We start from the raw sequence: 23,719 nt of genomic DNA on the forward strand, positions 1-23,719 counted from the left end.
GAATCCCTTGATTTTTGTCAATAGCCCGCTATTGACTGCATATCTCGGACTCCAATCTGCTTCAACATAGGTCTCAATCTGTCTCGGAATAAATTAAAAACAGCTTCTAAGAAAAAGGACAAGAGCTACTATGTGGGGAATATTGTCAGGATCGTATGAGAAATGATAGTGTTTCCCACAAGGCTTATGAGAAGATATGGTCGATAGAGCAAAGGACGAACGGTTTATGAGAATGGCCTTGCAGGAGGCAAAAGAGGCATTCGATGCCGATGAGATACCGGTGGGAGCTGTCATCGTTTGTAAAGATAGGGTTGTGGCTCGGGCACATAATTTGACCGAATGTCTGGGCGATGTGACGGCTCATGCCGAAATGCAAGCGATTACTTCGGCTGCGGCTTCGCTCGGCGGTAAGTATTTGACCGACTGTACCCTGTATGTGACATTGGAGCCGTGTGTGATGTGTGCCGGTGCGATAGGGTGGGCTCAGCTCGCTCGGGTCGTATTTGGAGCCGGCGATGAGAAACGAGGTTACCGGCGTTTCGCTCCTCAGGTATTGCATCCTAAAACAGAGGTCGAGTGTGGTGTTTTGGCCGGGGAGTGTATCGCTTTGATGAAAGATTTTTTTGCGAAAAAACGATAGAATCAGAGACCGAAACAACAGCGGATAAGTTTGTTGGGAATCTTCTCTACGATTTTTGCTATGAAAACAGGCAGGTAAATCCCTAATAGAATACTAATGATATAGAGACTCCAATAGGACAATTCGTTTTGTGGAATCTTGGAGTAGAGTATTCTGATGGCTATTTGTGGAAAAATTCCTAATAGAAAAATTTGAAACGTATAGTCTCGGAAGGAGGAGAATAGTCCCGATACTATCGGGGTTAAGTTCAGACACAATGAGACGGAAAAGATTATTCCGGTGAGGTTTAACAGCAAAATCGGGCAGTCGGGAATCAGATTCAGTGCGATGAAAAGAAGGAGCGAAAGTAGGAGACTCCCGGAATGACTCAAAAAACGTTGTATATCGAATTTGCAGAAAAGTATGCCTAAGCAGAAAAAAAGGAACATATATGCCACATTGGAAAGGCAAAGCAAGAATATATCGGGAGGGAAAAATAAGTTGAGTACGACACTTCCGATAATTAATACCGCAATTTTGAAATGCCCCGTTATCATATATTTCAGCAAAGGATAAGATAGCATGATGATAAAGAGTGTGGCGACGAACCACATTTCGCTCAACGGGTTGGAGCCGGGATATAGAAAACTGTCGGTAAATTGTCGTAAAGACAATTCTACCGGGCGTTTCATGAATGGTGAGAATATAAACTTGACGGCGAAGGTGAAAAAGGTGAAGAACAAATAGGGGATTCCCAACCGTTTGAGCTTATCGAACACAACTTCTTTATAGGCTAAGTTTCGGCTGATTTTTGTGAAATAAAAAAGGAAACCGGAGATAAACATGAAAAGAGGCATGTGAAAACTGTATATGACACGCTCTATCGTCGCGCTCACCGGAGTTTGAGGGTTCTCGAAAATACCGGTTAAGGTAACATGTCCTATTACGACCAATAACATACTCCAACCTTGGAGTATTTGCAACCATGTTATCTTTTGTCTGTTCATGGGTGGGTATATATTCTCTTTAAATAAAACAAAATTATACTCTGTTTATTGTATGGCGGAATCTTTTGTAGAGATGAATATATGTTTATGTCAAAGGGTGTTAGGAGATTATATTCCTGAAATAATTTGCAGAGAGGAAAAGATTTTGTATCTTCGCACCGATTTTAACAAGACCATATAATGTCTAACTTATTAATCAAAAAATCAATTATTTAATTAACATGAGTGAAGAACTAAAAAACAGCCCGGTAGAAAATTTTGACTGGGATGCCTTTGAAAAAGGCGAAGTGTATGGTGATAAGAGCCATGATGAATTGGTAAATACTTATGACCAGTCTTTGAATACGGTAAAAGACAAAGAAGTAATCGAAGGTACGGTAATCGCATTGAACAAACGTGAAGTGGTCGTAAACATCGGTTACAAATCGGACGGTATCATTCCGATGAGCGAATTCCGCTACAATCCCGATTTGAAAATAGGGGATAAAGTAGAGGTTTATATCGAGAATCAGGAAGATAAAAAAGGACAGTTGGTTTTGTCGCACAAGAAAGCTCGCGCTACCCGCTCTTGGGATCGTGTTAACTCGGCTCTTGAAAACGACGAAATCATCAAAGGATATATCAAATGTCGCACGAAGGGCGGTATGATTGTCGATGTATTCGGTATCGAAGCATTCTTGCCCGGTTCTCAAATCGACGTTAAGCCTATCCGTGACTATGATGTATTCGTAGGTAAAACTATGGAATTCAAAGTTGTTAAAATCAATCAAGAATTCAAGAATGTGGTTGTCTCGCACAAAGCTCTTATCGAAGCCGAGCTTGAACAACAGAAGAAAGAAATTATCGCCAAACTCGAAAAAGGACAAGTACTCGAAGGAACTGTCAAGAATATCACTTCCTATGGTGTATTCATCGATTTGGGCGGCGTAGATGGATTGATTCACATCACCGACCTTTCTTGGGGACGTGTATCTCACCCCGAAGAAGTAGTTTCTCTCGATCAAAAACTCAATGTAGTTATCCTCGATTTCGATGATGAGAAAAAACGCATTGCGTTGGGCTTGAAACAATTGCAACCCCATCCATGGGATGCTTTGGATCCCGATTTGAAAGTGGGTGACAAAGTGAAAGGTAAAGTTGTCGTAATGGCCGACTACGGCGCATTCATCGAAATAGCTCCGGGTGTCGAAGGTCTTATCCACGTTTCCGAAATGTCTTGGTCGCAACACTTGCGTAGTGCACAAGACTTCATGAAAGTAGGCGATGAGGTAGAAGCCGTTATCTTGACACTTGACCGTGAAGAACGTAAAATGTCTCTCGGTATCAAACAACTCAAACCGGATCCGTGGGAAGATATCGAAACCAAATATGCTGTCGGTTCTCGTCATCATGCCAAAGTTCGTAACTTTACAAACTTCGGTGTATTCGTTGAAATCGAAGAGGGCGTAGATGGTTTGATTCATATCTCAGACCTTTCTTGGACGAAGAAAATCAAACACCCGTCTGAATTTACTCAAATCGGAGCCGACATCGAAGTTCAAGTATTGGAAATCGACAAGGAAAATCGTCGTTTGAGCTTGGGTCACAAACAACTCGAAGAGAATCCGTGGGACGTATTCGAGGGTATCTTTACCGTTGATTCTATCCATGAAGGTACTATCATCGAAATGCTCGATAAGGGTGCTGTAATTGCTTTGCCTTATGGAGTTGAAGGATTCGCTACTCCCAAACACTTGGTAAAACAAGACGGAACTCAGGCTCAATTGGAAGAGAAACTTCCGTTCAAGGTTATAGAGTTTAACAAAGATGCTAAACGTATCATCTTGTCTCACAGTCGTATTTTCGAAGATGAAGCTAAGGCCGAGGCTAAGAAAGAAAATGCTGCTAAGAAAGCCGCTAAAAAAGCAGCTAAGGCAGACGATGCTATCGTAACTCCTCAAATGGAAAAAACTACTTTGGGCGATATCGATGCACTGGCAGCTTTGAAAGAGAAACTCGACGCAGAGAAAAAATAAGGCGCGTTAAAAGCGTATTATAAAGAAAAGACCGGCAAGATTGCCGGTCTTTTTGTTTCATTATGAAAAGTGCAGGTTAAAGTGTGGAAATGCGTATCTTTGTAAATGTCAAAGGAACTTTGAAATGGGAAAGTTTGAGGTAAATATTTTGGGGTGTGGGTCGGCTTTGCCCACCGCACGTCACTATCCGAGTACGCAGATTTTGAATATTCGCGACAATTTGTTTATGATTGATTGCGGAGAAGGGGCTCAGATACAGTTTCGTCGCATGCGATTGAAGTTTACGAGATTGGGGCATATCTTTTTGAGTCATCTTCATGGAGACCATTGTTTCGGTTTGATCGGAATGATTTCGACTTTTGCGTTAGTAGGTAGGACCGGAGAACTGGTGATTCATGCCCATCCTCAGGCAGAGCAGGTGTTTCGGCCTCAACTCGATTTTTTCTGTCGGGACTTGCCTTTTACTGTTCGTTTCGAACCTGTATTGCCGAATAGAACGGAGGTGATTTATGAAGACAAATCTATTAGAGTTCGTTCCTTACCGATGATACACAGGGTTCCGTGTTCGGGTTTCCTTTTTGAAGAGAAAGTAGGAATGCGACATTTATTGGGAGATATGATGAATTTTTATAACGTTCCGGTTTACCGTAGAGCTGCGATAAAGGCGGGAGAAGATTTTGTTACTTCCGATGGTCGAATTATTCCCAACTCATATTTGACGACGCCGGCAGACCCTCCGTTACGTTATGCCTATTGTTCCGATACGGCTTATAACGAGGCTTTGTTACCGATCATAGAAGGTGTAGATTTGTTGTATCACGAGGCTACATTCGGGGACGATGCCGAAGCTCTTGCGAAGGAAACCTGCCATTCGACGGCTCGGCAAGCGGCTATTATAGCTCGTAAAGCAGGTGTAAAGCAATTGTTATTGGGGCATTTCTCGGCTCGATATGAGAATGAGCAACAGTTATTGGAGCAAGCGCGTGAAGAATTTGCTCCTTCTTTTTTGGCAAGAGAAGAATTGAAAATTATATTGGGGAGATAGATGATTGGGGCAAACAAAATCACCCGTAGAGTGTTTTTATAATGTCTATTTTTCTTTTGTAGAGGGGGTAGATAATATGAAAAAACACATTGAAGCATTAAAATTAAAGAAAAATGTATTAACTTTGTGCCAGATTAAAACAATGTGTTTTCAAGTTGTTTAATTTAAACGTAAAAAAGAATGAATGCAGAAGTTATTGGAACATGGGCAGGACAGGTTTGGAATGCTTTAAATGAGTCCGGAAAATTAACTGTAAAAGGGTTGAAAAAAGCAACGAAACTGAAAGAAAAAGAATTGTATGCAGCCCTTGGCTGGTTGGCTCGCGAAGGTAAAGTGAGCATGTATGAAGTAGATGCAGACATAGAGGTAGTATTGCTTTAATAAAGTGATACGTAGGTTTATAGATCGAGGCGTAGAAATTATTTTCTACGCCTCGATCGTTTAACGGTACAATAAACAAAAGAACCGGATTTGCTGTTTAAGTGAATATAAAACTAAAAAAGAAACAGCTATGAAAGGATCTATTGTGCCGATAAAACCCGAGGTGGTCGTAAAGGTTATCGAATGCGGTCCATTGCGTATTGGTGGGCATGTAAGAATTATGTTCTCCGATGGGAGTATGGTTATTAAACAACGGGCGTTTATCTGCCGTTGTGGAAAATCGTCGAATCAGCCCTTTTGCGACGGTTCCCATGTCGAAGATTAAAGGTGTTCCAAAGAATTGAAACGGACTTCGAAAACGAAAGCCCGTTTTTTGTTGGTAGGAAGTCTGTTTATTCATTTGTACTCCATTCATTTTTCCTGTATCTTTGCATAAGATGTAAAGAAAGGTTATGTCTCGGTATATAGTTGAGGACAGCCTGCATTTTTTCGGTTAGCATAAGACATTTGTATAAATGAATAACACATACAAAATCAAGTATATATGGTAGAAATTGGAACGGTACTAACTCCTGTCGGTAAGAAAGCTTTGCTTTGCGGAAGTGGAGAATTGGGTAAAGAAGTAGCAATAGAACTGCAACGTTATGGTGTGGAGGTGGTTGCTTTGGATAAGTATGCCAATGCCCCGGCTATGCAGGTCGCTCATCGCAGTCATGTTTTGTCTATGCTCGATGGCAAAAAGTTGAGAGAAGTGATAGAAACGGAACGTCCAGATTACATCATTCCCGAAGTAGAAGCTATCGCGACAGATACGTTGGTGGCTCTCGAAAAAGAGGGGTATTCGGTTACACCTACTGCGACGGCCGCCTACCTGACTATGAACCGGGAGGGCATACGTCGTTTGGCCGCAGAGCAACTGGGATTGCCTACGTCGCCTTATAAATTTGCCTCTACACGAGAAGAGTTCGAGGAGGCCGTGAAAGAAATAGGCATGCCATGTGTGGTGAAACCTATCATGAGTTCTTCGGGACACGGACAGAGTGTCGTGCGTACGGCCGATGATATCGATAAGTCGTGGCACTACGCTCAGGAAGGGGGACGAGCCGGAGCCGGTCGGGTTATTGTGGAAGGATTCGTGCAGTTCGATTATGAAATTACTCAACTTACTGTTCGTCATTCTGCCGGGACGACTTTTCTAAAACCGGTAGGCCACGTACAAGTAGATGGTGATTACCGGGAATCTTGGCAACCACAGGTTATGTCGGAGAAAGCATTGCAAAAAGCTCAGGATATAGCCCGGAAAGTTACGGATGCTTTGGGTGGATATGGTATTTTTGGAGTAGAACTTTTTATTAAAGGGGACGATGTCCTTTTCAGCGAAGTCTCTCCTCGCCCGCACGATACGGGAATGGTGACTATGATTTCGCAAGACATGTCACAATTCGCCTTGCATGCCCGTGCTGTTTTAGGGTTACCTGTTCCCGGAGTTCGTTTCTATGGCCCATCGGCATCTCGTGCTATCGTTGTAGAAGGAGATACGGATAAAGTTGTATTTGGTAACCTCGATGAGGTTCTTTCGGAAGAAGGAGTACAAATGCGAATTTTTGGGAAGCCGGAAGTTGTCGGACACCGTCGATTAGGTGTGATTTTGGCGACAGCCGATACGGTGGAGGAGGCGCGAGCGAAGGCCGATCGTGCATACAAGAAATTGAAAGTAAAATTATTGCCCAGATAAATGCCAGTTTGAGAAACTGCTTTGGGCGGTTGAATAACGAACGAATTAAAATGAAGAGGCCCGGAAATTTAATTTCCGGGCCTCTTTGTTGTCTGGAAGTTTTAAAAGCTATTCAACGATGAATTTACCCGTATGAAATTTTTCATCTATTTTATACAAAGCAAGATAGGCTCCCTTTTTTAGATAAGAGGTATCGATTGTACATTTATCAATTTGTTTGAGTAACATTTGACCCGTAAGGTCGAAAATGTTTAATTCGGAAGCACAGCCTTGTGCAATTCTGATAATTTCACCTTGTTTAACCACCGAGGGAATTAAGTTACCTTTTTCGGTATCTTGGCGGGCTTCGTCAATAGCCGAAACAACATTGATTTGAGTTTGGTCTTTCAATTTTATATCGCGAGATGAAAATCCAAGTTCGATGTTGTATTCCCCGTTATCGACAACGAAATTTTTCCGATTGACATCGTAATAAGAAAACGCATCTTTAGAAAGGTACAAAGTCACGAATTTTTCTTCTTCGGGTTCAAGATATACTTTTTGGTAGCCTTTGAGTTCCCTTATCGGGCGTTCGACAGGGCTGCTGCCGTTCTTGCCTACATACAGTTGAATGACTTCTGCACCGGCAACCTTTCCGGTATTCTTTATTTTGCAAGAAACTTCGACTAAATATTTGTCGTCGGAAGATTCCGTGATTTGCATATCGGAAAGATTGAATGTCGTATAGGACAATCCGAAACCGAACGGATATTGGACCTCTGTACCGGCTTTGTCGTATCCACGATATCCCATCATAATACCTTCGGTAAAATTCACTTGTTTGGTCCCATTATCGTAATAGCTGTTGTAACAGGGATTATCTTCCCATCTTTTTTCAAATGTTACAGGGAGTTTTCCCGAAGGGTTGTACTCTCCGAATAACACTTCGGCCATCGCGGTTCCGGCTTCTTGTCCGCCGTACCAACCCCAAAGGAGACCTTTCATTTTAGGTTCCCAGTCTTGCATTTCTACGTTTCCGCCGGCATTGACGACTCCGATCATCGGTTTGGAGCTCTTTTGGGCGGCTAGGACGAGGTCCTTTACATCTTGGGGCAATCCGAAGGACCGTTCTCCGGCTTCGGCTTCGCTACTTGAATTGTGACCGATGAATGCGACGATTATGTCGGCTTTGTCCAATTCGTTTTGGAACCGGTTTTCATCTCCGTCTTTGAGCCATGCCAAATCGATACAGGCTCCGCCTCCTCCCTGAAAATAATCCAGTTGAATTTTGTAGGCTTTCCCTGCTTCCATTTTCATGGTATAACGTTTTTCACGAGTGGAACCCGATTTGAATTCATCGATGACCGTTTTTCCATCGAGAATTAAACGGAAACCGTCATCTCCTTTCACGATGAAAGTATAGTTCGATGTTTCTTCGGGACGAATTTCACCGGTCCATTTGACCGAGAAATAGTTTTTCTCGACATTGGCAGCATCGGGTCCCGAGGTCCATTCAAAGTTGATACGACTGTCTATGCGGGTAGTTACAGGAGTTCCTGATAGATTCTCGTTGTTGTAAAATTCGGCTTTGAGACCATGTTCGTTCGAGCCGGCAGCTGTATACAGAACATCTTCCATGTGATCATAGAGATCGACAAGTGTAACGTTGATGCCTTTTTCATTTGCCAGCTTTTTCAATCCGTCGAAGTAAGACACATAATGGAAAGGTCTTACCAGTCCGCTTCCGCCACCGGCCGCATAAATTGTAGCGTTATTACCGATTACGGCAATGTTTTTAATCGTATTGGCGTTCAACGGCAGAATGTTCGATTCGTTTTTCAACAACACGATTCCTTCTCTCGAAATTTCCAATGCGGCTTTTGCCGTTTCGGGGTTGTCGAGGGGAATGCTCGGATCTAATTGTTCTTTGTCGAAGAATCCGAATCCGATCATCGTTTGTAAGATATGTTTGACTTTCAAATCGATTTCGCTCATATTTATTTCTCCGGTTTCGAGATAATGGCGCAGAGCTTCCTCGTTTTCGATTTCATTTCCTGCCATTTCCAAATCGAGTCCATTTTTAACCGCCGGAACACAGTTATGAGTGGAGCCCCAGTCGGACATCACGAGCCCGTTGAATCCCCATTGTTCCCGTAGCACTTCTTTGAGCAACCAGGGATTCTCGGTTGTCCATACGCCGTTGAGCAAGTTATAACTGCTCATGACAGCACCGACTTCTGCATTCTGGACGGCCGATTTAAATGCCGGGAAATAGATTTCATGTAAGGTTCGCTCGTCAATGTTGGAACTCACATAATTACGGTCATATTCTTGGAAGTTGGCCGTGAAGTGTTTGATTACTCCCATCACTCCGTTTTCTTGTAATCCCTTGATATATCCGGTAGAAGTCGTTGCCGTCAAGAAAGGGTCTTCTCCCATATATTCGAAGTTCCGACCACAGAAAGGAGCTCTTGCGATGTTTACGGCAGGACCTAATAGAATATTTACACCACGAGCCTTGCAGTCTTGTGCCAAAGCTGCGCCGAACGCATAGGCCATATCCGGATTCCATGTGGCTGCCAGTAAAAGATCGCAAGGATAAGCCGTGGAAGCTCCCCATGTACCTACGCCCTGCGGTCCGTCGGACATTTTTATAGCCGGAACATTTAATCGGGGAATAGCGCGGGTGTACATCCAATCTATACCACCGATATAGGTCAGGCGTTCTTTTACTGTCATATTTTTTAAAATATCCTCGGCTCTTTTTTCTACTTCGGGAGTAAACCACGATTGGGAGAAAGCCGGTAATGCTAATGATAGCGATAAGGCTATCAAGGGTAGTTTATATCTTCTGGATTTCATGGTTCAATGTTTATTTAACAATTAGTTTTTCTATTTTATTTTTACTTCCGTCATTAGCCGATACAATGTATGCTCCGGCATTCAGTACGATTTCTCGGTATGAAACATCAGTCGTACCTTGTTCGATCACTGTTCCCGACAGGTTATATACCGTGTAGTTTACCGGTTTGCCCTCTGTTTGAGAAATAATGATTTTCCCTTGATCCGCAATGATGGAAAGTGTTTTGTCCTGGGCGGCGTTGATGCCGGCTCCGTTAAATTCTTTACCGAAGATTTGGAATTTAAGGAGTTGAATGTCTTTTGCTCCATTATTAGCTTCTACGTCGAGCATGACTTTGGTGAATCCCGTGGACGAGTTTACGTTATATTTCAAAGTAGAATACCGGGTGGGGAAGTATGTGTCTGTCTGACGGTCGAGTTCTACCCAGCCCAATTCTTCGTTATAAGCATTTAAAATCCATTTGCGAGGATCCCGGTCGGGATAATCATGAGCGTTTGTAAGGGCATAAGATTCGATCGTATAGGGCTTTTCCAAATCTATTTCTACATAAAAACTCGTTGCCTCATGTGCATAATATTTGGTGCTCATGTTCCGGTCGAACAGATTGTAAAATTCTTCGGAGAAATTATCACCCGATTCTCCGATAGGATATGCCGATACATTGGAGCGGACATCGATATTTTCAGTCAGGTCGGTCGGAAAATTTTTGTCTCCCGAAGCGACATAGGGCAGACCGAACAATTGCCATTCTGCAATTTCGAGATTTTCGTGGGTTGCCGCTAATTTGTAATATTGTGCGGCGTCTGCTGCTGCGGTTCCCGGATATCGGGTTATTTCATATAGGTGGGCTCCGTCGAGATCGGTTACTTTATCGTAAGAAATTTCTTTCCATGTAGAGCCATTGGCCGAAGCATATAATTTCCAAGTGTCAACGTCGATTTCACTGTCGATACCTGCTGAGAGTAAGAATCCCGTCAAGAGTACCGGTTGCTGGCATTTGGCTACGATTTCTACATTCGATGTCTCGGGAACATAATAAGTGTATTCATCATTATCGGTCAACAAGCTCAGCGTAGAATTTTCTTGTGTAGAAGAAATTTCGGCCTCGTCGGTAAAATCATACGAGTAAGCGATTTTCTCGACTTCTGGTTTGTCTATTTCTTCGGTCGTTGTACATATCTCGAATTTATCGATATTGGGGCCATTGTCCTCGTGTAGTCCGAAAGTCAGGGTGTTTGTTCCCTTATCGAGATATATCAAGGTAGATACCATTGAGGTAGGGGCATTGTCCCAGTTGGGGGAGTCTTTCGTACGAATGATACTTTTTTGATAGTGGTTGACCTTGATGGTGAGAGCTCGGCTCGACCCCATCGAATAGACTTTCAATTCGTAAGTCCCGGCTTCGGGTATCTCGACGTTGTTGAACCGTAAATAGGAGTTAGCGGCTAAGTCGAAGTCTCCGATATATTTGCCTCCCGATAGACCGACAACGGAAGAACCGTCGGTAGGTTTTACTTTCAGGTTTCCGAATAATTGAGCGGTTTCGGCTTCGAGAACGATAGGAAACTCTCCCGGTTTCGGAAGCTCTACATCGGTTGTAATGATTTCGAATTTATCCATATTAGGGCCACCGCTTCCCATAGGAGTAATTTTTATCGTATTTTTCCCTTTATCCATGTAGATATAGGTACTCATTTCGTTTGTGGGAGGTACGTCCCAACCCGGTGTCGTATTGGAGACCGTCGATATGTATTCGGAATAGTTATTGACTTTAACGGCAATAGACCTATTCTGCATACTCATGTAATAAGTTTTGAATTCATAAGTCCCGGCTTCGGGCACTTCAACATCGTTAAAAACTATGGAGCTACCGGGGTCGTTATCACCTACATATTTACCGCCCGAGATTCCTTCTACGGTACTACCGTCGACAGGTTTTACTTTTGCAGGCAGTGTGATTATTCCCTTTTCTGCTTCGAGCGTTACAAGCACGTCTTGGGCTTGTAGCCACGGAGCCGTCATTAAAGCAGCTCCTAACGACATTAGTCGCCAGATGGAATATCTGTTTTTCATGATAAAAAAGTTTTAGTAAAGAGAGAGTGCATCGACCGATGCACTCTCTTCATTTTTTAAAGATTTATTGTTACACCTTTTTTCAACGAACCGGAACCTTTATATACTTTCCCGTTCATCATTAATTCTACATTCAGAGCTTTGATTTCTTTCTCTATTTTACGTTTACCCTCTTTGGAAGCGAGAGAGACTTTTACTTGATTGTTTTTCTTCTCGGCAGAGAATGTCATCAAGCTATAATCTCCGCATTGGAAATTCCAGCCGTCTCCGGCATCCCAATAGAGTTGACCGTGAGCTTTTCCGTTCTCATCGAGGCATACAAAAAGAGTAAGAGGTTCGAACGAATTTTCGGTGGTGCTTTGTATAACCTTTCCGACCGGAACGATGCTTCCGCCTTTGATTTTCAATTTGGCTTGGTACTTATCGCTGTATTCTCCATCGATCAGTGTCATATTTTCCCAAATTCCGTAAGGCAATACGGGATTCTCGGCGAAAGCGGGAATAACAAGGACATTGTCTCCCAATAGGAAAGCCTGTTGCTCGCTGCGCAATCTCAGGTCTTTGGGGTCGGCGAAAAATACAGGTTCCATAACCGGAACACCTGTCTTGTGAGCTTCGTAGAACAACGTGTAGAAATAGGGAAGCAATCGGTAACGACGTTCGAGGGCAATACGAGAGGTGTTTTCTATGGCCTCGCCGAAAGCCCACGGTTCTTTGTCGTTGGTTCCTGCACAAGCATGACCTCTGGCAAAAGGTAAAAATACTCCGAATCCCAACCAATGAGCCCATAAATCGGCATCCGTATTATTTAAGAATCCTCCGATATCGGGACCGTTGAATGCTTGACCTGAAAGGCCTAATGTAATGGACATAGGTACGGAAAGTTTCAAGTGATCCCAGCCAGCCCAGTTGTCACCTGTCCAAGTTGCTGCATATCGTTGATAACCCAGTAAACCGGCACGCGTAAGAAGGAAGGGGCGTTTTTCGGGGTTGACTTTCATAATCCCTTCATACGAGGCTTCGACCATAAGACGACCGTAGGCGTTGTGGTAGAGCAGGTGAGGGCCGGCGGGTAAATTGCCGCCTCCTCGGTGAGGAGTATCGTAAGGCATGGTTCCAATGCGGTTTTCTTCGGGAATATCGTCGTCGGTAACGGCCGGCTCATTCATGTCGTTCCATACGCCGTCGATTCCCAATGCCAAGAAATCTTTATACAAATTGGACCACCATTCACGGGCTTTGGGCATGGTAAAGTCGGGGAATGCGCAATATCCCGGCCATACTTTACCTTCGTAAATTTCACCGTTGGGGCGTTTTACCCACACATCGTTTTCTGTTCCCGATTGGTAAACGTGGTAGTTTTTGTCCACTTTGGCTCCGGGATCGATCATATATACGGCTTTGAATCCTTTTTGATGAAGTTCCTCATTCAAGGCTTTGGGGTCGGGGAAAGTCGTTTCGTTGAATGTGAAAATACGGTATCCGTCCATGTAGTCGATGTCCATCCAGATAGCATCGCAAGGGATATTCCTGCTACGGAAGTTGTCTGCGATTTCCCGTACTTTCTGCTCGCTGCCGTAGGAGAAACGACATTGATGGTATCCCAAAGTCCAACGGGCGGGCATCGTGATGGTCCCGGTCAGTTCGGCAAGGCCTTTGAGGACATCTTTGGGGGATTCTCTGTCGATGATGTAAATGCGGAATAGAGCTCCCTCTGTGTTAAATTCGATTTTGTCGGAATTGGTATGCAGTTCCGATTTCCAGCTGCTGTCGAACAAAATACCGAAAGCGCTACCGTCCCTTCTCACGCCCAATACCCACGGATGTGATTGATACAGCCGTTTGCCGCCATCGACGCCGTAGGCTCCCGTATCGGTGTTCCAGAGTTTTATGTATTGGCCGTTTCTCAATAGAGGACCGGTAACCTCGCCACCGCCATACAGACTTATTTCACCGGTCAGGCCCAATGAGGCATTGGCCTTTCCGTCCATGACGGTGAATTGTGGATATAATTCCCAATCGGAGGGTACAGACCCTTTTGCCGTGGGTTCTTCTTTAAGAATTAAAGAGGGGGTTTTCGTTTGGTCGAATCCTTGCGGAACGAATTCTACTATCCCGTCTCCCACGAGAGAAGATTTGGCGATAGCTACGTTTTCGGCATGTGCATTGAGGATTCCGACCGAGCATAAAGCGACTATAATTCCGTTTAATTTCATGGATAAAAATTTTAATTATTAGTTAACTGCTAATTTTGCGAATAATTCAACCATAGCACCTTGTGCAAGAATATCTCCCGGGTTGTCCGTTATGTCGTTCCCGCTGAATTGTTTGAAGAAAAGTCCGGTCTCGGCATCCCGGGTGTATTTCCATGCGTGGTCGACCGATTTGCGTATGGCGATCATATAAGTTCCATTACTCTCGACTTTGTTCAGTTCGAGGAATCCGCGGACCATGATCGCATTGAACCAGCGACTTCCGTCTTTGAGAATGCGGAATTGCTCTCCCGACGAGTTGGATATGAAGTTTTCGAAGAAATAATTATAGCAAGCCTCTGCGAGCAATTTGGCATCGGTGAGATATTGTTCCTCGCCTGTCGCATTGTAGAGCAACACGGCTGCTTGCAACATTTGTCCCGAGTTGTAAGAGAACTTGCTGGTTTCGATTTTACCGCTCGTTTTGATGCAATCCCAGTAGAGGTAGTCGGAGGGGTCTTGTAATTTCGATTTTGTCCATTTGTAAATATCTTTACCGTTCTCCAAGTACGCTGCATCGTTGGTGATTTGATAGAGTTTCAAAGCGAGAACCACGGCCGGAGCGTTGGAACAAGTGTTTTTGGAGTCTTTGGCATTTTCGTCCCAATAAACTCCGCCTCCGAGTTCATCGTCTTTCCCGGAAAGTACGAAATTCCATACGCTTTTTGCATAGTCGAGATACCAGCTATCTTTGGTTTTACTGTAAAGATCCGCTAAATCTATACCCACCCAAATAGCGTCATCGTATAGACGTTGATCGTGAGGGTTGACAAAACAGCCGAAACACATGGGTTCTTTTGTCGTATTGTAGTATTTGAGCAGTGTCTCTTTCAACCGGCTTTCGTAGGTCATTCGGAAATCTACGTTATCGGTATTTTGTACGATAGCGTTGAAGGCCGAAACGACGCTACCCAATCCCCATAAGTAAGCGTGACTGTCGTAGTCGGGGCTGGAAGGTTCTTGGGGAGTTCCCAATGTATTGGGATATGAGCCGAACATCATTCGCACTTTGTCGCTCCAATAATATTTGAAAATATTGGCAAAAGTCGTTTCGGCTCGCGACATGTACTCCTTATTGATACTTCCCGGATCAGTGGGTTTCACGGGTTTGATGGGAGCATCTTCGCTTTTACAGCAAGTCAGTAGTCCGACAAGGAAAGCGAGTGCTAATAAATTTTTTTTCATGATGAGTTGTGTGATGTTTTAACGAATTTGACGAGACTCATTGGTCGACGCTACTATTCGGAATTTTCCGAATAGTAGCGCGATCATGATTACTGCTTTTCAAATTTGATTTCCATTTTTTCCGTATCGAGCGTGATCTTGTAAAGACCTGCTTGCTCGGCGGTTATTTTCCACTTGTAGTCGGGCTGTTCTCCCGGGGTCACTTGTACATCGGTACTTTCGATAGACCCGTTTTCGACAAGTGGTTTGAACGTGGTTCCGTCGAACTTCCTTTGGGCGAGGATTTTTAATTCTCCCTCTTGCAAAGCCCCCTGGTAAGTAAAGATGTTAGGATTCAAGTTATCGGGAGTCATGGCGATAATCTTTTCTATATCCCAACCGGCAGCAGTCGCATTACCTACAAGATATAAGTTTTCATATAGAAGTTTCTTGTATGAGATAGTCATATCTTTAAGCGATAGGTAGATGTAATACAATCCAGCCTCGTTTATCTGGAAGAGGTCGTCTGCTTCCGTTTCGCTCGTACGTTTTACGACAGAGCTGTTGTCCGCTCCTTTGTTGTAAGAAGGCAAGGCTTGCCCCAGCGTGGTGATGAATTTGAATCCGCCTTGTTTCAACTGGCCTCTCCAATTATACAGACGACCGTTGGATAGTTCGGTTATTTTCTCAGCGGCATTCAGATCCGTGCCGCCGGTCGTAGCCGTACCCGTAATATAGAGCGGTTGCGATGTAGGCTTATAAGTGGTTATTTGCACTTTCGTGGTCGCTATTTCGGGATATTTGAATTTGGGACCTTCCACTTTGGCGGCTACCCGAGCCTCCACATAGACTGCTTCTCCGGCTGTCTTTCCCCATTTTTCTACAATAAGGTCGTACAGTTCGGCCGATGAGTAGCTGATCGATTCATTGGGTCCGAATGTGCGGACATCGGTTGCCGACTGAAAGTTGTTGTCTGCTATATCTATTTGAAACAGATAGGAGAAAGTGTAGTCTGCCCCTAAACTGGTCGCTTCGTTCCAAGAGAACGAAATAATCTCGTCATCTGTCGCATCCGGAGTAAGGGTCACCGACTGGGCGGAGGCTGTCAATTTCAATTGATTCCGCTCTATGACTTTATCGTCGTCATCGTCGCAGCCGACAAAAGCCAGTACGAACAGAAGCGAGAATAATATATGATATATCGTTTTCATACATTTATACTTTTAGATTTCAAAATTGAATTTACCATTTGGGTAATTGTCTGAGGTTGGGGTTCTTGTCCAATTGATTTTGATGAATGGGGAACCAATAGTTCTTTTCGCTGAAAGCGCGTGTGATTTCGACGCGACGTTTGAAGTAGGCATTCTCGTTGTTCTTGTCGCAGCTTTTTTCTGTCCCGAACTTGTTCATGCCGTAGAAGTCACCGCGCAGAATATCGATTTGTTTCCAACGGCGGATATCATCGAAACGGATCGCATATTCGCAGTTGAACTCAACCCGACGTTCGCGACGAATCGCTTCACGCATAGCGGTCTGATCGGCCGGTGCGGGGATTTTGTCTAATCCGTTGCTGTCTTTCCCTGTTCCATATTGGGGGATACCTGCGCGCTCTCTTACGAGGTTCACGTATTTCAGTATCTCGTCGGTTTGCTCGGGAGCCCATTCGTTGAGAGCTTCGGCATAGTTCAGATAGGCTTCTGCCAACCGGCAGATAATACCGGGACGATAGGGAATGGAGTAGTTGAGGATATTCGTTTCGGGGTGTACGCGTTTTCTCAACAGATAACCTGTTTGCGGAGCATCCCATAAAGAACCGGACGCGGGCCGGCCGTCTTCTCCTGCGTAATAGAAATCCACATAACGGCTCGATTGACGATACCAAGCACCGTTGTAAAGCACCGATACATAGAAACGAGGCTCGCGATTGACATACATGTTGAATGTTCCGGCCGGAGCGATTGTATTTTCGGCGTTGGATTCTTTGGCATCTTTGTCTCCTTCGATCCATTTGGTCTTTCTGACATCGGGCTGGGTAGAGAATCCGCTTTCATTGTATCCCGAGGCTTTGTTGATGATAGGCTCGCCGTTGGGCTCATACCCTGTGATAGCGGGCAGACCGTTGCTCATGAAGAACGCATCGACCAATTCCTGAGTAACTCCCAAACCGCCTTGTCCACGGGATCCGCGGGGAACCGAGTGTTGAGAGTAAAGGTCGTAACTTACATCGGGACGGGCGAACAGAATTTCCTTGTTACCTTGATTGAATTCTTTGTAACACATATTGGAATAGGACATGAAAGGGTCGATCGAACCATCTCCGTTATACTCTTTGTACAAGGCATAACCGTTGCCTTCGGCCTCGGTCAAAAGATCTTTGCAAGCGTTTACCGCACGTTCCCATTTCTTGGGGTCGTAGGTAGAGTTGAAGATTGCTTCACCTTTATTGTTCGTATAAGCGGCATAATCGGGATCATCGTTCCCGTTTACCAACGGACTTGCAGCGAAAAGAAGCATACGGGCACGGATAGCCAACGCCATCACCGAGGTTGCTCGTCCGTATTTACGTTCTTCGGTATAAGAGGGTGGTAACAGTTCCGATACGGCTTTGAACTCTTTATCGAGCCAATCGATTATTTGGTCGTAAGGTGTTTGCCCTATCAATATCTTGTCGATGGGGTCGTTCATGTCGACCAGTGAAGTTTGGAACGGTATGGCTCCGTAGGTATTCACCAACAGATAATAGTAGTAGGCAATTAAGAAACGTGCCTCGGCCTTCATGTTGTCCACATCGGCTTGATAGACCTCTTGCTCGGGCAGAGCCTTGACGTTGTCTAAGAAAATGTAAGCCTCGCGTATTCTCACCGGAAAGTCGCTCCAAAAATTCCCCTTCCACTCGCTTTGGGGAGTCCAGTTGCCTAAGATTTTGTCGATACAATCCCAGTCGGAGAATGCCCGCCAGTCTTGCGAAGGCGAGAAATCATCGGCATAGGCATCGTAATTACGCATCATGGGCGTGTAGGGGTCGGGGATTCCGTCATAGATACCGGCCAACCATTCCTCGGTACGGTTCTTACTGTTGAATACCATATCCAATGTTAAAATATCGTCGGGAGCATTGTCCAGATAATCGGTACAGGAAGTGACCGAAAACAGACCGATGATAGCTAATGTATATCTAACGATTGTATGTTTCATAATTTTTATATTAATAGGTTTAGAATCTTACTTGTAGTCCGATAGAATAAGTGGCCATGATGGGGTATTTCAAACCGTTGCTGGTATTCAGTTCGGGGTCCCACAGGTCGAACTTGGAGAACTGCAAAAGATTTGTTCCGCGAACGAATATACGGGCATACTCCATTGCAGCTTTTTTGATAAGATTTTTTGAGAATGAATATCCCAATTCTACATTTTTCAACCGCAACATACTCATATCTTTCAACCACCAATCCGATACTTGGGCGTTGTTGGCGTTGTAACCCATGTGGAGTCTCGGATAGAATACGTCCTGACTGGGGTTGTCGACTGTCCATGCATCCGATGCATTGGTGAATATGTTACCTTCGGCTCCGATGGTAGAACCGGGTAAGAAGTTCTTTTGGTTTTCTCCGATGATACGATAGGTGCGGCCGTTTCCCTGGAAGAAAGCTCCGAAATCGATATTTTTATAGCTCAGGTTAATACCGAAACCATATACGAGTTCGGGATTGACCGTACCTCCGATGGCGGTTTTATCGGTTTCTGTGATTTCATTGTCACCGTTGAGATCCAAATACTTTATATCTCCGGGATAAACTCTATCCGAAAATTTTGGAACCGGCAGTCCCGGTTTCAACTTACCGGTCGTTACGTCTTCGAAATCGGCTTCGGTATATAAGCCGTCGTTAACCAAACCGAAAATCTGGCCTACCGGTTTGCCGGTGCTCGAACGGTAAGTGCCGAGTACACCTAAATCTTCGTCTTGTTCTATGATTTTGTTCTTGGCGTAGGTAACACTTGCCCGAGCCGAAATAAACCAGTCTTTGTTGATTTGTTTGTTCAAATCCAATGAAATATCGAAGCCTTTGTTTGTCACGATACCGTAGTTCGCCCACGGAGCGGAGGGGAAGCCGGCCGATGACGGTATGTTCTTTCGTTGCATGAAGATGTCTTCTCTTCTTTCATGGAAGAAGTCTACTTGCAATTCGGCCATTTTGAACAAGCCCAGTTCGATTCCGACGTTGGCCTTTTTCACGGTTTCCCAAGTCAGGGACTCAACACCGGGATCACCTTCGCGCAAACCTCCTTTTTCGTAGAAAGCATTGGAGTTACCCCATTTGTAGCCGTCGGTCGAACCGATAGTAGTGATGTAGGCAAAACGTTTTTGAGAACCGTCGTCGTTATAAAAGCGGTCGTTTCCGGCCAAACCGTAAGAAGCTCTCAGTTTTAATTTATTGATGTAGTTTTGTACCGGACGCATGAATTCTTCCTCCGAAACAATCCAGCCCGCAGCGATAGACGGGAAGAAACCGAAACGGTTGCCTTTTGCAAAGTTCTCGGAACCGTTATAACCGAAGTTGAACTCTGCGATATAGCGGTCGGCGTATGTATATGCCGCACGACCTGCGAAACCTTGTGTACGATAGGGCACTTGGTCACCGTCGTCGTAGTTGCGTTGGTTGTACAACAACAATGCGCTTACCGAGTGATTTCCGAATCGTTGGTCGTAGGTGATATTTCCTTCTAAGTAGGTGCTATAATTGCCATAGTCTTCCCATCTTTCGTAGCCCAAGAATTCGTCTCCTTCGCTCAGAACCGTCAGTATTAACTCTCCGGTCACCGGGTCGCGTTGCGTGGCCGGCGAATAGTAACGGGGAGCTTTGCCCCGGTTTACTCCGTTTCGTGAATAGTAGTCGTAAGAGAATATACCTTTTATTTTCAAACCGGGTAAGATACATTTTAAGTCTTGTTCCACGGCGAACAAGGTTTCCAGTTTACTTTCTGCCTCACGTTTGAAACCCGATTGTGTCAGTTTGGCCCACGGGTTTTCATTTTCACGAGGTTTGGGAAGGGCCCCGTTTTCATAAATCAGCGGAACCATGTACGGCGTAGCTTTGAATGCAGCGCCGAAAATATCGTCGATACCATCTTTCGGTGCGTTTCTCTGTTGAAGGTATCCGCCGATGTTGAATGTCAATAATGTAGAGGAGGTGACGTTCATGTCTACGTTGGTACGCAAGTTGAATCGATTCACCGAGATATTGGAGTTCCAGTTTTGAGTTTTGTCGCTCTCGGTAATACCTGCTTCGTTATAGTATGCGCCGACGAAAGAGTAACGCAATTTCTCGTTACCTCCCGAAAGGTCGAACGAGGCCCTCGTGTTGTGAGCGACGTCTTTTGTAATTGCATCTATCCAATCTATATCGGGATATAGTTCGGTATCGTATCCGCTGCGGTATTTATCTATTAGTTCCGGCGAATAAAGTTCTGTCCCCGTCTCTTGGATATTGATATTGTTCAAGAGCGTAAGGTAATCTGCCGCATTGAGGAACGAGGGTAATTTGGCCGGACGAGTGATAGAGTGTTCCACCGATACGTTGATGTTCGTCTTACCGGAATGTCCTCGTTTGGTTGTAATAAGGATTACACCATTCGCACCACGTACACCGTACACGGCACTTGCCGAAGCATCTTTCAGTACCGAGAACGATTCTATTTCCGAAATATCGAGGTTGTTCAAGGAGCGTTCTACACCATCGACAAGTACGAGCGGGGAGTTGCTGCCCTTGAAAGAGCTCATACCGCGAATCCAGAATTCGGAGTTGTCGTAACCCGGTTCACCGGAACGTTGAACGGCGATGATACCCCCGATGTTACCGGCGAGGTCGTTGCTCAACGAACGAGTCGTCCCTACTTGTAATTGTTGAGGTTTCACACTGGTGATAGCTGCGACTACCGATGCTTTCTTCTGTACACCGTATCCAACGACTACGACATCTTCGAGTTGGGTCGCTGCGTCTTGTAACACCACATTGATAATTTTCCGGCTATTCACAGCTTCTTCACGAGAAGCGAACCCGATGTATTTGAATTGTAGTATGGCACTTTTATCGGGCACTTTTATGTCATAGATACCATCTACATTGGTGATAGTCACGATAGAGGGATTGTCCTTTACCGAGACGGTTACACCGATAAGCGGCTCGCCGTTGACATCTGTAACGTTTCCTCGTATGGAAATCTTTTTTTCATCAGAGGATACGTTTTTGTTATATAAGATGATTTGAGACTGTTTAATTTCAAATTTAATACCCGAATTTCCAAGCATTTGGGATATTGCTTGTTGAATAGGTGTCTTTTGGGCGTTCAGCGATACTTTTTGATCGACATTCAATTTTAAGGCATCGTAAAAGAACGTGTATTTACTTACACTTTCTATTTTTTTGATAGCCTCGGATAATGGAATGTTTTGAAAAGAAATTGTTATGGTTTCTCCCGGTGCTTGAGCAAACAAGTTCAAGGAGAATAAAATGGCTAGAAATACAGCCAATTTTTTCTTTAGATTCATATCATGGGTATATTAAAGTTAACTTAATAAGTTCTCTTTCTTTTTTTTAATTTTTGAGTTTAAGAATAAAAATTTTTAATCATTCATTCTACATAGGTGCTTTGTCTTTAATGTATCGTCATAGGCAATCATGTGTTTAAAGGGTTATCATTAATGTGTTGTCTTCTGTAAAGTGGTAGTTTATCGAAGATATGTTCGACATGATACGAATAATATCTTCGAGACTTTGGTCATGGAGGGTAAACGTGTAAGATTGATCGTCGGACAAAGCCGGGTCGATGATGATTTTCACGTTATACCATTTGGAAAGATATTTGCAAACTTCATGAAGGTTTTTGTTTTCCAGTTTGACTTTTTCGTTAGTCCACATTTTTGCAAATTCTACGTCTCCTTTTTCAACCCGAATCGTTTTGTCTTTCTTGTCGAGAGAGCCTTCTTCCCCCGGTTTCAGGTAACAATTCGAGCTATCGTCGCCCAATACATGCATCGATACCGAACCTTCGTATAGGCTCACTACCGATTTTTCGTCAGCATGGTAGGCGCTTACGTTGAATTGCGTACCATGCACTTTTACCGCTATGTCGCTGGTCTTGACAATGAACGGCCTTTCATCGTGCTGAACTTTAAAAAAAGCCTCGCCTTTCAATTCGACTTCTCGCATGTCGGCATGAAGATTTTTGTATTCCAGCTTCGAATGTGAATTTAACCATACTTCACTGCCATCGGGAAGTATGAATTTCGATTTTCCTGTAATTGTCGAATAAGTTTGGACAATTGTCTCTCTGTTCAAAGATTTGTTGCTGGAAAAGAAATAATACCCTATCCCCGAAACGATTAATAATAAACTGATAGCTGCGGCAATGCGGTTTAGTTTCTTGCCGAAATGTAACCGGGGAACAATCTTTTTTACCTTTATAGGTTCTTTCTGTATAGTATCTTTGTGAATATAGGCTTGGAATTTTTTCCAATAATAATCTACATCGGGATTGTAGTTGGCAGATTTTGCTTGGATGCTATCCCAAAGGGTTTTCAGTTCATCGAAAAGAAGTTTGTTTTTGTCATCGGCCGCTAACCAGTTTTGTAGCTGCGATTGCTCTTCTTCTGATAGGGAGATTCCTTCGAATTTAGCAATGATTATATCCCACGGAAGATTATTATTCATGTTTGATGGAATTTTAAGATTTCAATTACTTAGACACAAAAATCGGGCTTGACCCTTATATGTGTAGATAATAAAAAAGAAAAAATGTCTGATTGGTATAGGTATCCATTTTATAATTACTTTGTAATCAATAAGTAGGAATCTTTCGAGGCTTTTATATTTTTTTATTTTTGCCGCGAACATTATTTTTTTATCTTGAATAATATTATTTTCTTTGCATAGTTTTCTTGTAATAATGGTAGCGAATATCACTAATGACATATCATTGCTTAGGCAGATTCGTGAAGGAAATGAGGATGCGTTCAAATCTTTATTTGAAACATATTTTACTCCTTTGTGCCGTTTCATATATCTCCACTTGGACGATAAGAATGTGGCAGAAGAGTTGGCGATGGATATTTTTATTTATTTATGGGAAAACAGAGAGACATTTCAGATCCAGCTTTCGCTCAAAGCCTATTTGTTCCAAGCGGCGAAAAATAAGTGCTTGAATGAATTGAGAAAAAAGAAAGAGACGGTAGGTCTCGACGGAGTGGAAGTTTCTACGATCAATACCAGCGTGTCTGCGCTCGAAACCGAGGAGTTATACCGTTTGATTCAGGAGGCTGTTTTTTCTTTGCCGGACAAATGCCGGAACATTTTTTTGCTTAGCCGAAGGGAGAACCTTACGAATCAGGAAATAGCCCGGAAGTTGAATATCTCGGTAAAAACCGTTGAAGGCCAGATAACCAAGGCCTTGAAAAAAATCAAGAAATTTTTAGGAGATCAGTACAGCTATTTGTGGTAGTAAAAAATTTTTTTCATTTGGTATAAGGGTGTATGATGTTTTTTGTGTCATAGATATGTGAAACCCTTAGAATGTTACCAACATGAAAAA

16 protein-coding genes are annotated in these 23,719 nt (G+C 43.8%); 7 read left to right on the forward strand and 9 right to left on the reverse strand.

What is annotated here, in order from left to right; all coding sequences use genetic code 11:
• Positions 1-196 precede the first annotated feature (196 nt).
• Positions 197-640, forward strand: a complete 444-nt coding sequence (locus QVD32_RS05490) for a nucleoside deaminase (RefSeq protein WP_046411613.1) — start codon at positions 197-199, stop codon at positions 638-640.
• 2 nt (positions 641-642) lie between these two features.
• Here QVD32_RS05490 and QVD32_RS05495 read toward each other — a convergent pair whose 3' ends face one another.
• Complete coding sequence (locus QVD32_RS05495) at positions 643-1,626, reverse strand: acyltransferase family protein (protein ID WP_021891446.1); 984 nt, start codon at positions 1,624-1,626, stop codon at positions 643-645.
• Between the two features lie 221 nt (positions 1,627-1,847).
• Here QVD32_RS05495 and rpsA point away from each other — a divergent pair, with 221 nt between their 5' ends.
• The 5 genes from rpsA (at position 1,848) to purT (ending at position 6,802) form a co-directional block, all read left to right on the forward strand.
• Entirely contained in the window at positions 1,848-3,641 is a 1,794-nt protein-coding gene (gene rpsA / locus QVD32_RS05500) for a 30S ribosomal protein S1 (RefSeq protein WP_008862632.1), read from the forward strand.
• Between the two features lie 124 nt (positions 3,642-3,765).
• Positions 3,766-4,686, forward strand: a complete 921-nt coding sequence (locus tag QVD32_RS05505) for a ribonuclease Z (protein ID WP_008862631.1) — start codon at positions 3,766-3,768, stop codon at positions 4,684-4,686.
• Between the two features lie 180 nt (positions 4,687-4,866).
• Entirely contained in the window at positions 4,867-5,067 is a 201-nt protein-coding gene (locus QVD32_RS05510; RefSeq protein WP_008862630.1) for a winged helix-turn-helix domain-containing protein, read from the forward strand.
• Between the two features lie 130 nt (positions 5,068-5,197).
• Entirely contained in the window at positions 5,198-5,392 is a 195-nt protein-coding gene (locus tag QVD32_RS05515) for a CDGSH iron-sulfur domain-containing protein (RefSeq protein WP_021891445.1), read from the forward strand.
• Between the two features lie 219 nt (positions 5,393-5,611).
• On the forward strand, positions 5,612-6,802 hold the full coding sequence (purT, locus tag QVD32_RS05520) for a formate-dependent phosphoribosylglycinamide formyltransferase (RefSeq protein WP_008862628.1): 1,191 nt from the start codon (positions 5,612-5,614) through the stop codon (positions 6,800-6,802).
• Positions 6,803-6,910: 108 nt separating this feature from the next.
• Here purT and QVD32_RS05525 read toward each other — a convergent pair whose 3' ends face one another.
• The 8 genes from QVD32_RS05525 to QVD32_RS05560 form a co-directional block, all read right to left on the reverse strand.
• Entirely contained in the window at positions 6,911-9,643 is a 2,733-nt protein-coding gene (locus tag QVD32_RS05525) for a glycoside hydrolase family 3 C-terminal domain-containing protein (protein WP_021891444.1), read from the reverse strand.
• 10 nt (positions 9,644-9,653) lie between these two features.
• Positions 9,654-11,717, reverse strand: a complete 2,064-nt coding sequence (locus QVD32_RS05530; RefSeq protein ID WP_021891443.1) for a T9SS type A sorting domain-containing protein — start codon at positions 11,715-11,717, stop codon at positions 9,654-9,656.
• 56 nt (positions 11,718-11,773) lie between these two features.
• Positions 11,774-13,933, reverse strand: coding sequence for a TIM-barrel domain-containing protein (locus QVD32_RS05535; RefSeq protein WP_021891442.1), 2,160 nt, complete (start codon positions 13,931-13,933; stop codon positions 11,774-11,776).
• An 18-nt stretch (positions 13,934-13,951) separates the two neighbouring features.
• On the reverse strand, positions 13,952-15,154 hold the full coding sequence (locus QVD32_RS05540; RefSeq protein ID WP_021891441.1) for a glycoside hydrolase family 76 protein: 1,203 nt from the start codon (positions 15,152-15,154) through the stop codon (positions 13,952-13,954).
• A gap of 89 nt (positions 15,155-15,243) precedes the next feature.
• Positions 15,244-16,344, reverse strand: coding sequence for a SusE domain-containing protein (locus tag QVD32_RS05545; protein ID WP_021891440.1), 1,101 nt, complete (start codon positions 16,342-16,344; stop codon positions 15,244-15,246).
• A 31-nt stretch (positions 16,345-16,375) separates the two neighbouring features.
• Complete coding sequence (locus QVD32_RS05550) at positions 16,376-18,328, reverse strand: RagB/SusD family nutrient uptake outer membrane protein (RefSeq protein ID WP_021891439.1); 1,953 nt, start codon at positions 18,326-18,328, stop codon at positions 16,376-16,378.
• Between the two features lie 19 nt (positions 18,329-18,347).
• Positions 18,348-21,680, reverse strand: coding sequence for a TonB-dependent receptor (locus tag QVD32_RS05555; protein ID WP_021891438.1), 3,333 nt, complete (start codon positions 21,678-21,680; stop codon positions 18,348-18,350).
• A gap of 136 nt (positions 21,681-21,816) precedes the next feature.
• Positions 21,817-22,842, reverse strand: coding sequence for a FecR family protein (locus QVD32_RS05560; protein ID WP_021891437.1), 1,026 nt, complete (start codon positions 22,840-22,842; stop codon positions 21,817-21,819).
• Between the two features lie 235 nt (positions 22,843-23,077).
• Between QVD32_RS05560 and QVD32_RS05565 the strand changes: the two genes are divergently transcribed.
• Positions 23,078-23,629: an RNA polymerase sigma-70 factor gene (locus tag QVD32_RS05565; RefSeq protein ID WP_118686929.1), complete on the forward strand. Its 552-nt coding sequence runs from the start codon at positions 23,078-23,080 to the stop codon at positions 23,627-23,629.
• Positions 23,630-23,719 lie beyond the last annotated feature (90 nt).

Source organism: Barnesiella sp. (genome assembly GCF_022723415.1).
Taxonomy (GTDB): Bacteria; Bacteroidota; Bacteroidia; order Bacteroidales; family Barnesiellaceae; genus Barnesiella; species Barnesiella intestinihominis.

Excerpts from the sequence above, each read along its gene's own strand:
- QVD32_RS05545 (WP_021891440.1), bottom strand. The coding sequence starts at position 16,344 with ATGAAAACGATATATCATATATTATTCTCGCTTCTGTTCGTACTGGCT.
- QVD32_RS05530 (WP_021891443.1), bottom strand. The coding sequence starts at position 11,717 with ATGAAAAACAGATATTCCATCTGGCGACTAATGTCGTTAGGAGCTGCT.
- rpsA (WP_008862632.1), top strand. The coding sequence starts at position 1,848 with ATGAGTGAAGAACTAAAAAACAGCCCGGTAGAAAATTTTGACTGGGAT.
- purT (WP_008862628.1), top strand. The coding sequence starts at position 5,612 with ATGGTAGAAATTGGAACGGTACTAACTCCTGTCGGTAAGAAAGCTTTG.
- QVD32_RS05535 (WP_021891442.1), bottom strand. The coding sequence starts at position 13,933 with ATGAAATTAAACGGAATTATAGTCGCTTTATGCTCGGTCGGAATCCTC.
- QVD32_RS05560 (WP_021891437.1), bottom strand. The coding sequence starts at position 22,842 with ATGAATAATAATCTTCCGTGGGATATAATCATTGCTAAATTCGAAGGA.
- QVD32_RS05540 (WP_021891441.1), bottom strand. The coding sequence starts at position 15,154 with ATGAAAAAAAATTTATTAGCACTCGCTTTCCTTGTCGGACTACTGACT.
- QVD32_RS05565 (WP_118686929.1), top strand. The coding sequence starts at position 23,078 with ATGGTAGCGAATATCACTAATGACATATCATTGCTTAGGCAGATTCGT.
- QVD32_RS05525 (WP_021891444.1), bottom strand. The coding sequence starts at position 9,643 with ATGAAATCCAGAAGATATAAACTACCCTTGATAGCCTTATCGCTATCA.
- QVD32_RS05490 (WP_046411613.1), top strand. The coding sequence starts at position 197 with ATGGTCGATAGAGCAAAGGACGAACGGTTTATGAGAATGGCCTTGCAG.
- QVD32_RS05510 (WP_008862630.1), top strand. The coding sequence starts at position 4,867 with ATGAATGCAGAAGTTATTGGAACATGGGCAGGACAGGTTTGGAATGCT.
- QVD32_RS05555 (WP_021891438.1), bottom strand. The coding sequence starts at position 21,680 with ATGAATCTAAAGAAAAAATTGGCTGTATTTCTAGCCATTTTATTCTCC.
- QVD32_RS05515 (WP_021891445.1), top strand. The coding sequence starts at position 5,198 with ATGAAAGGATCTATTGTGCCGATAAAACCCGAGGTGGTCGTAAAGGTT.
- QVD32_RS05495 (WP_021891446.1), bottom strand. The coding sequence starts at position 1,626 with ATGAACAGACAAAAGATAACATGGTTGCAAATACTCCAAGGTTGGAGT.
- QVD32_RS05550 (WP_021891439.1), bottom strand. The coding sequence starts at position 18,328 with ATGAAACATACAATCGTTAGATATACATTAGCTATCATCGGTCTGTTT.
- QVD32_RS05505 (WP_008862631.1), top strand. The coding sequence starts at position 3,766 with ATGGGAAAGTTTGAGGTAAATATTTTGGGGTGTGGGTCGGCTTTGCCC.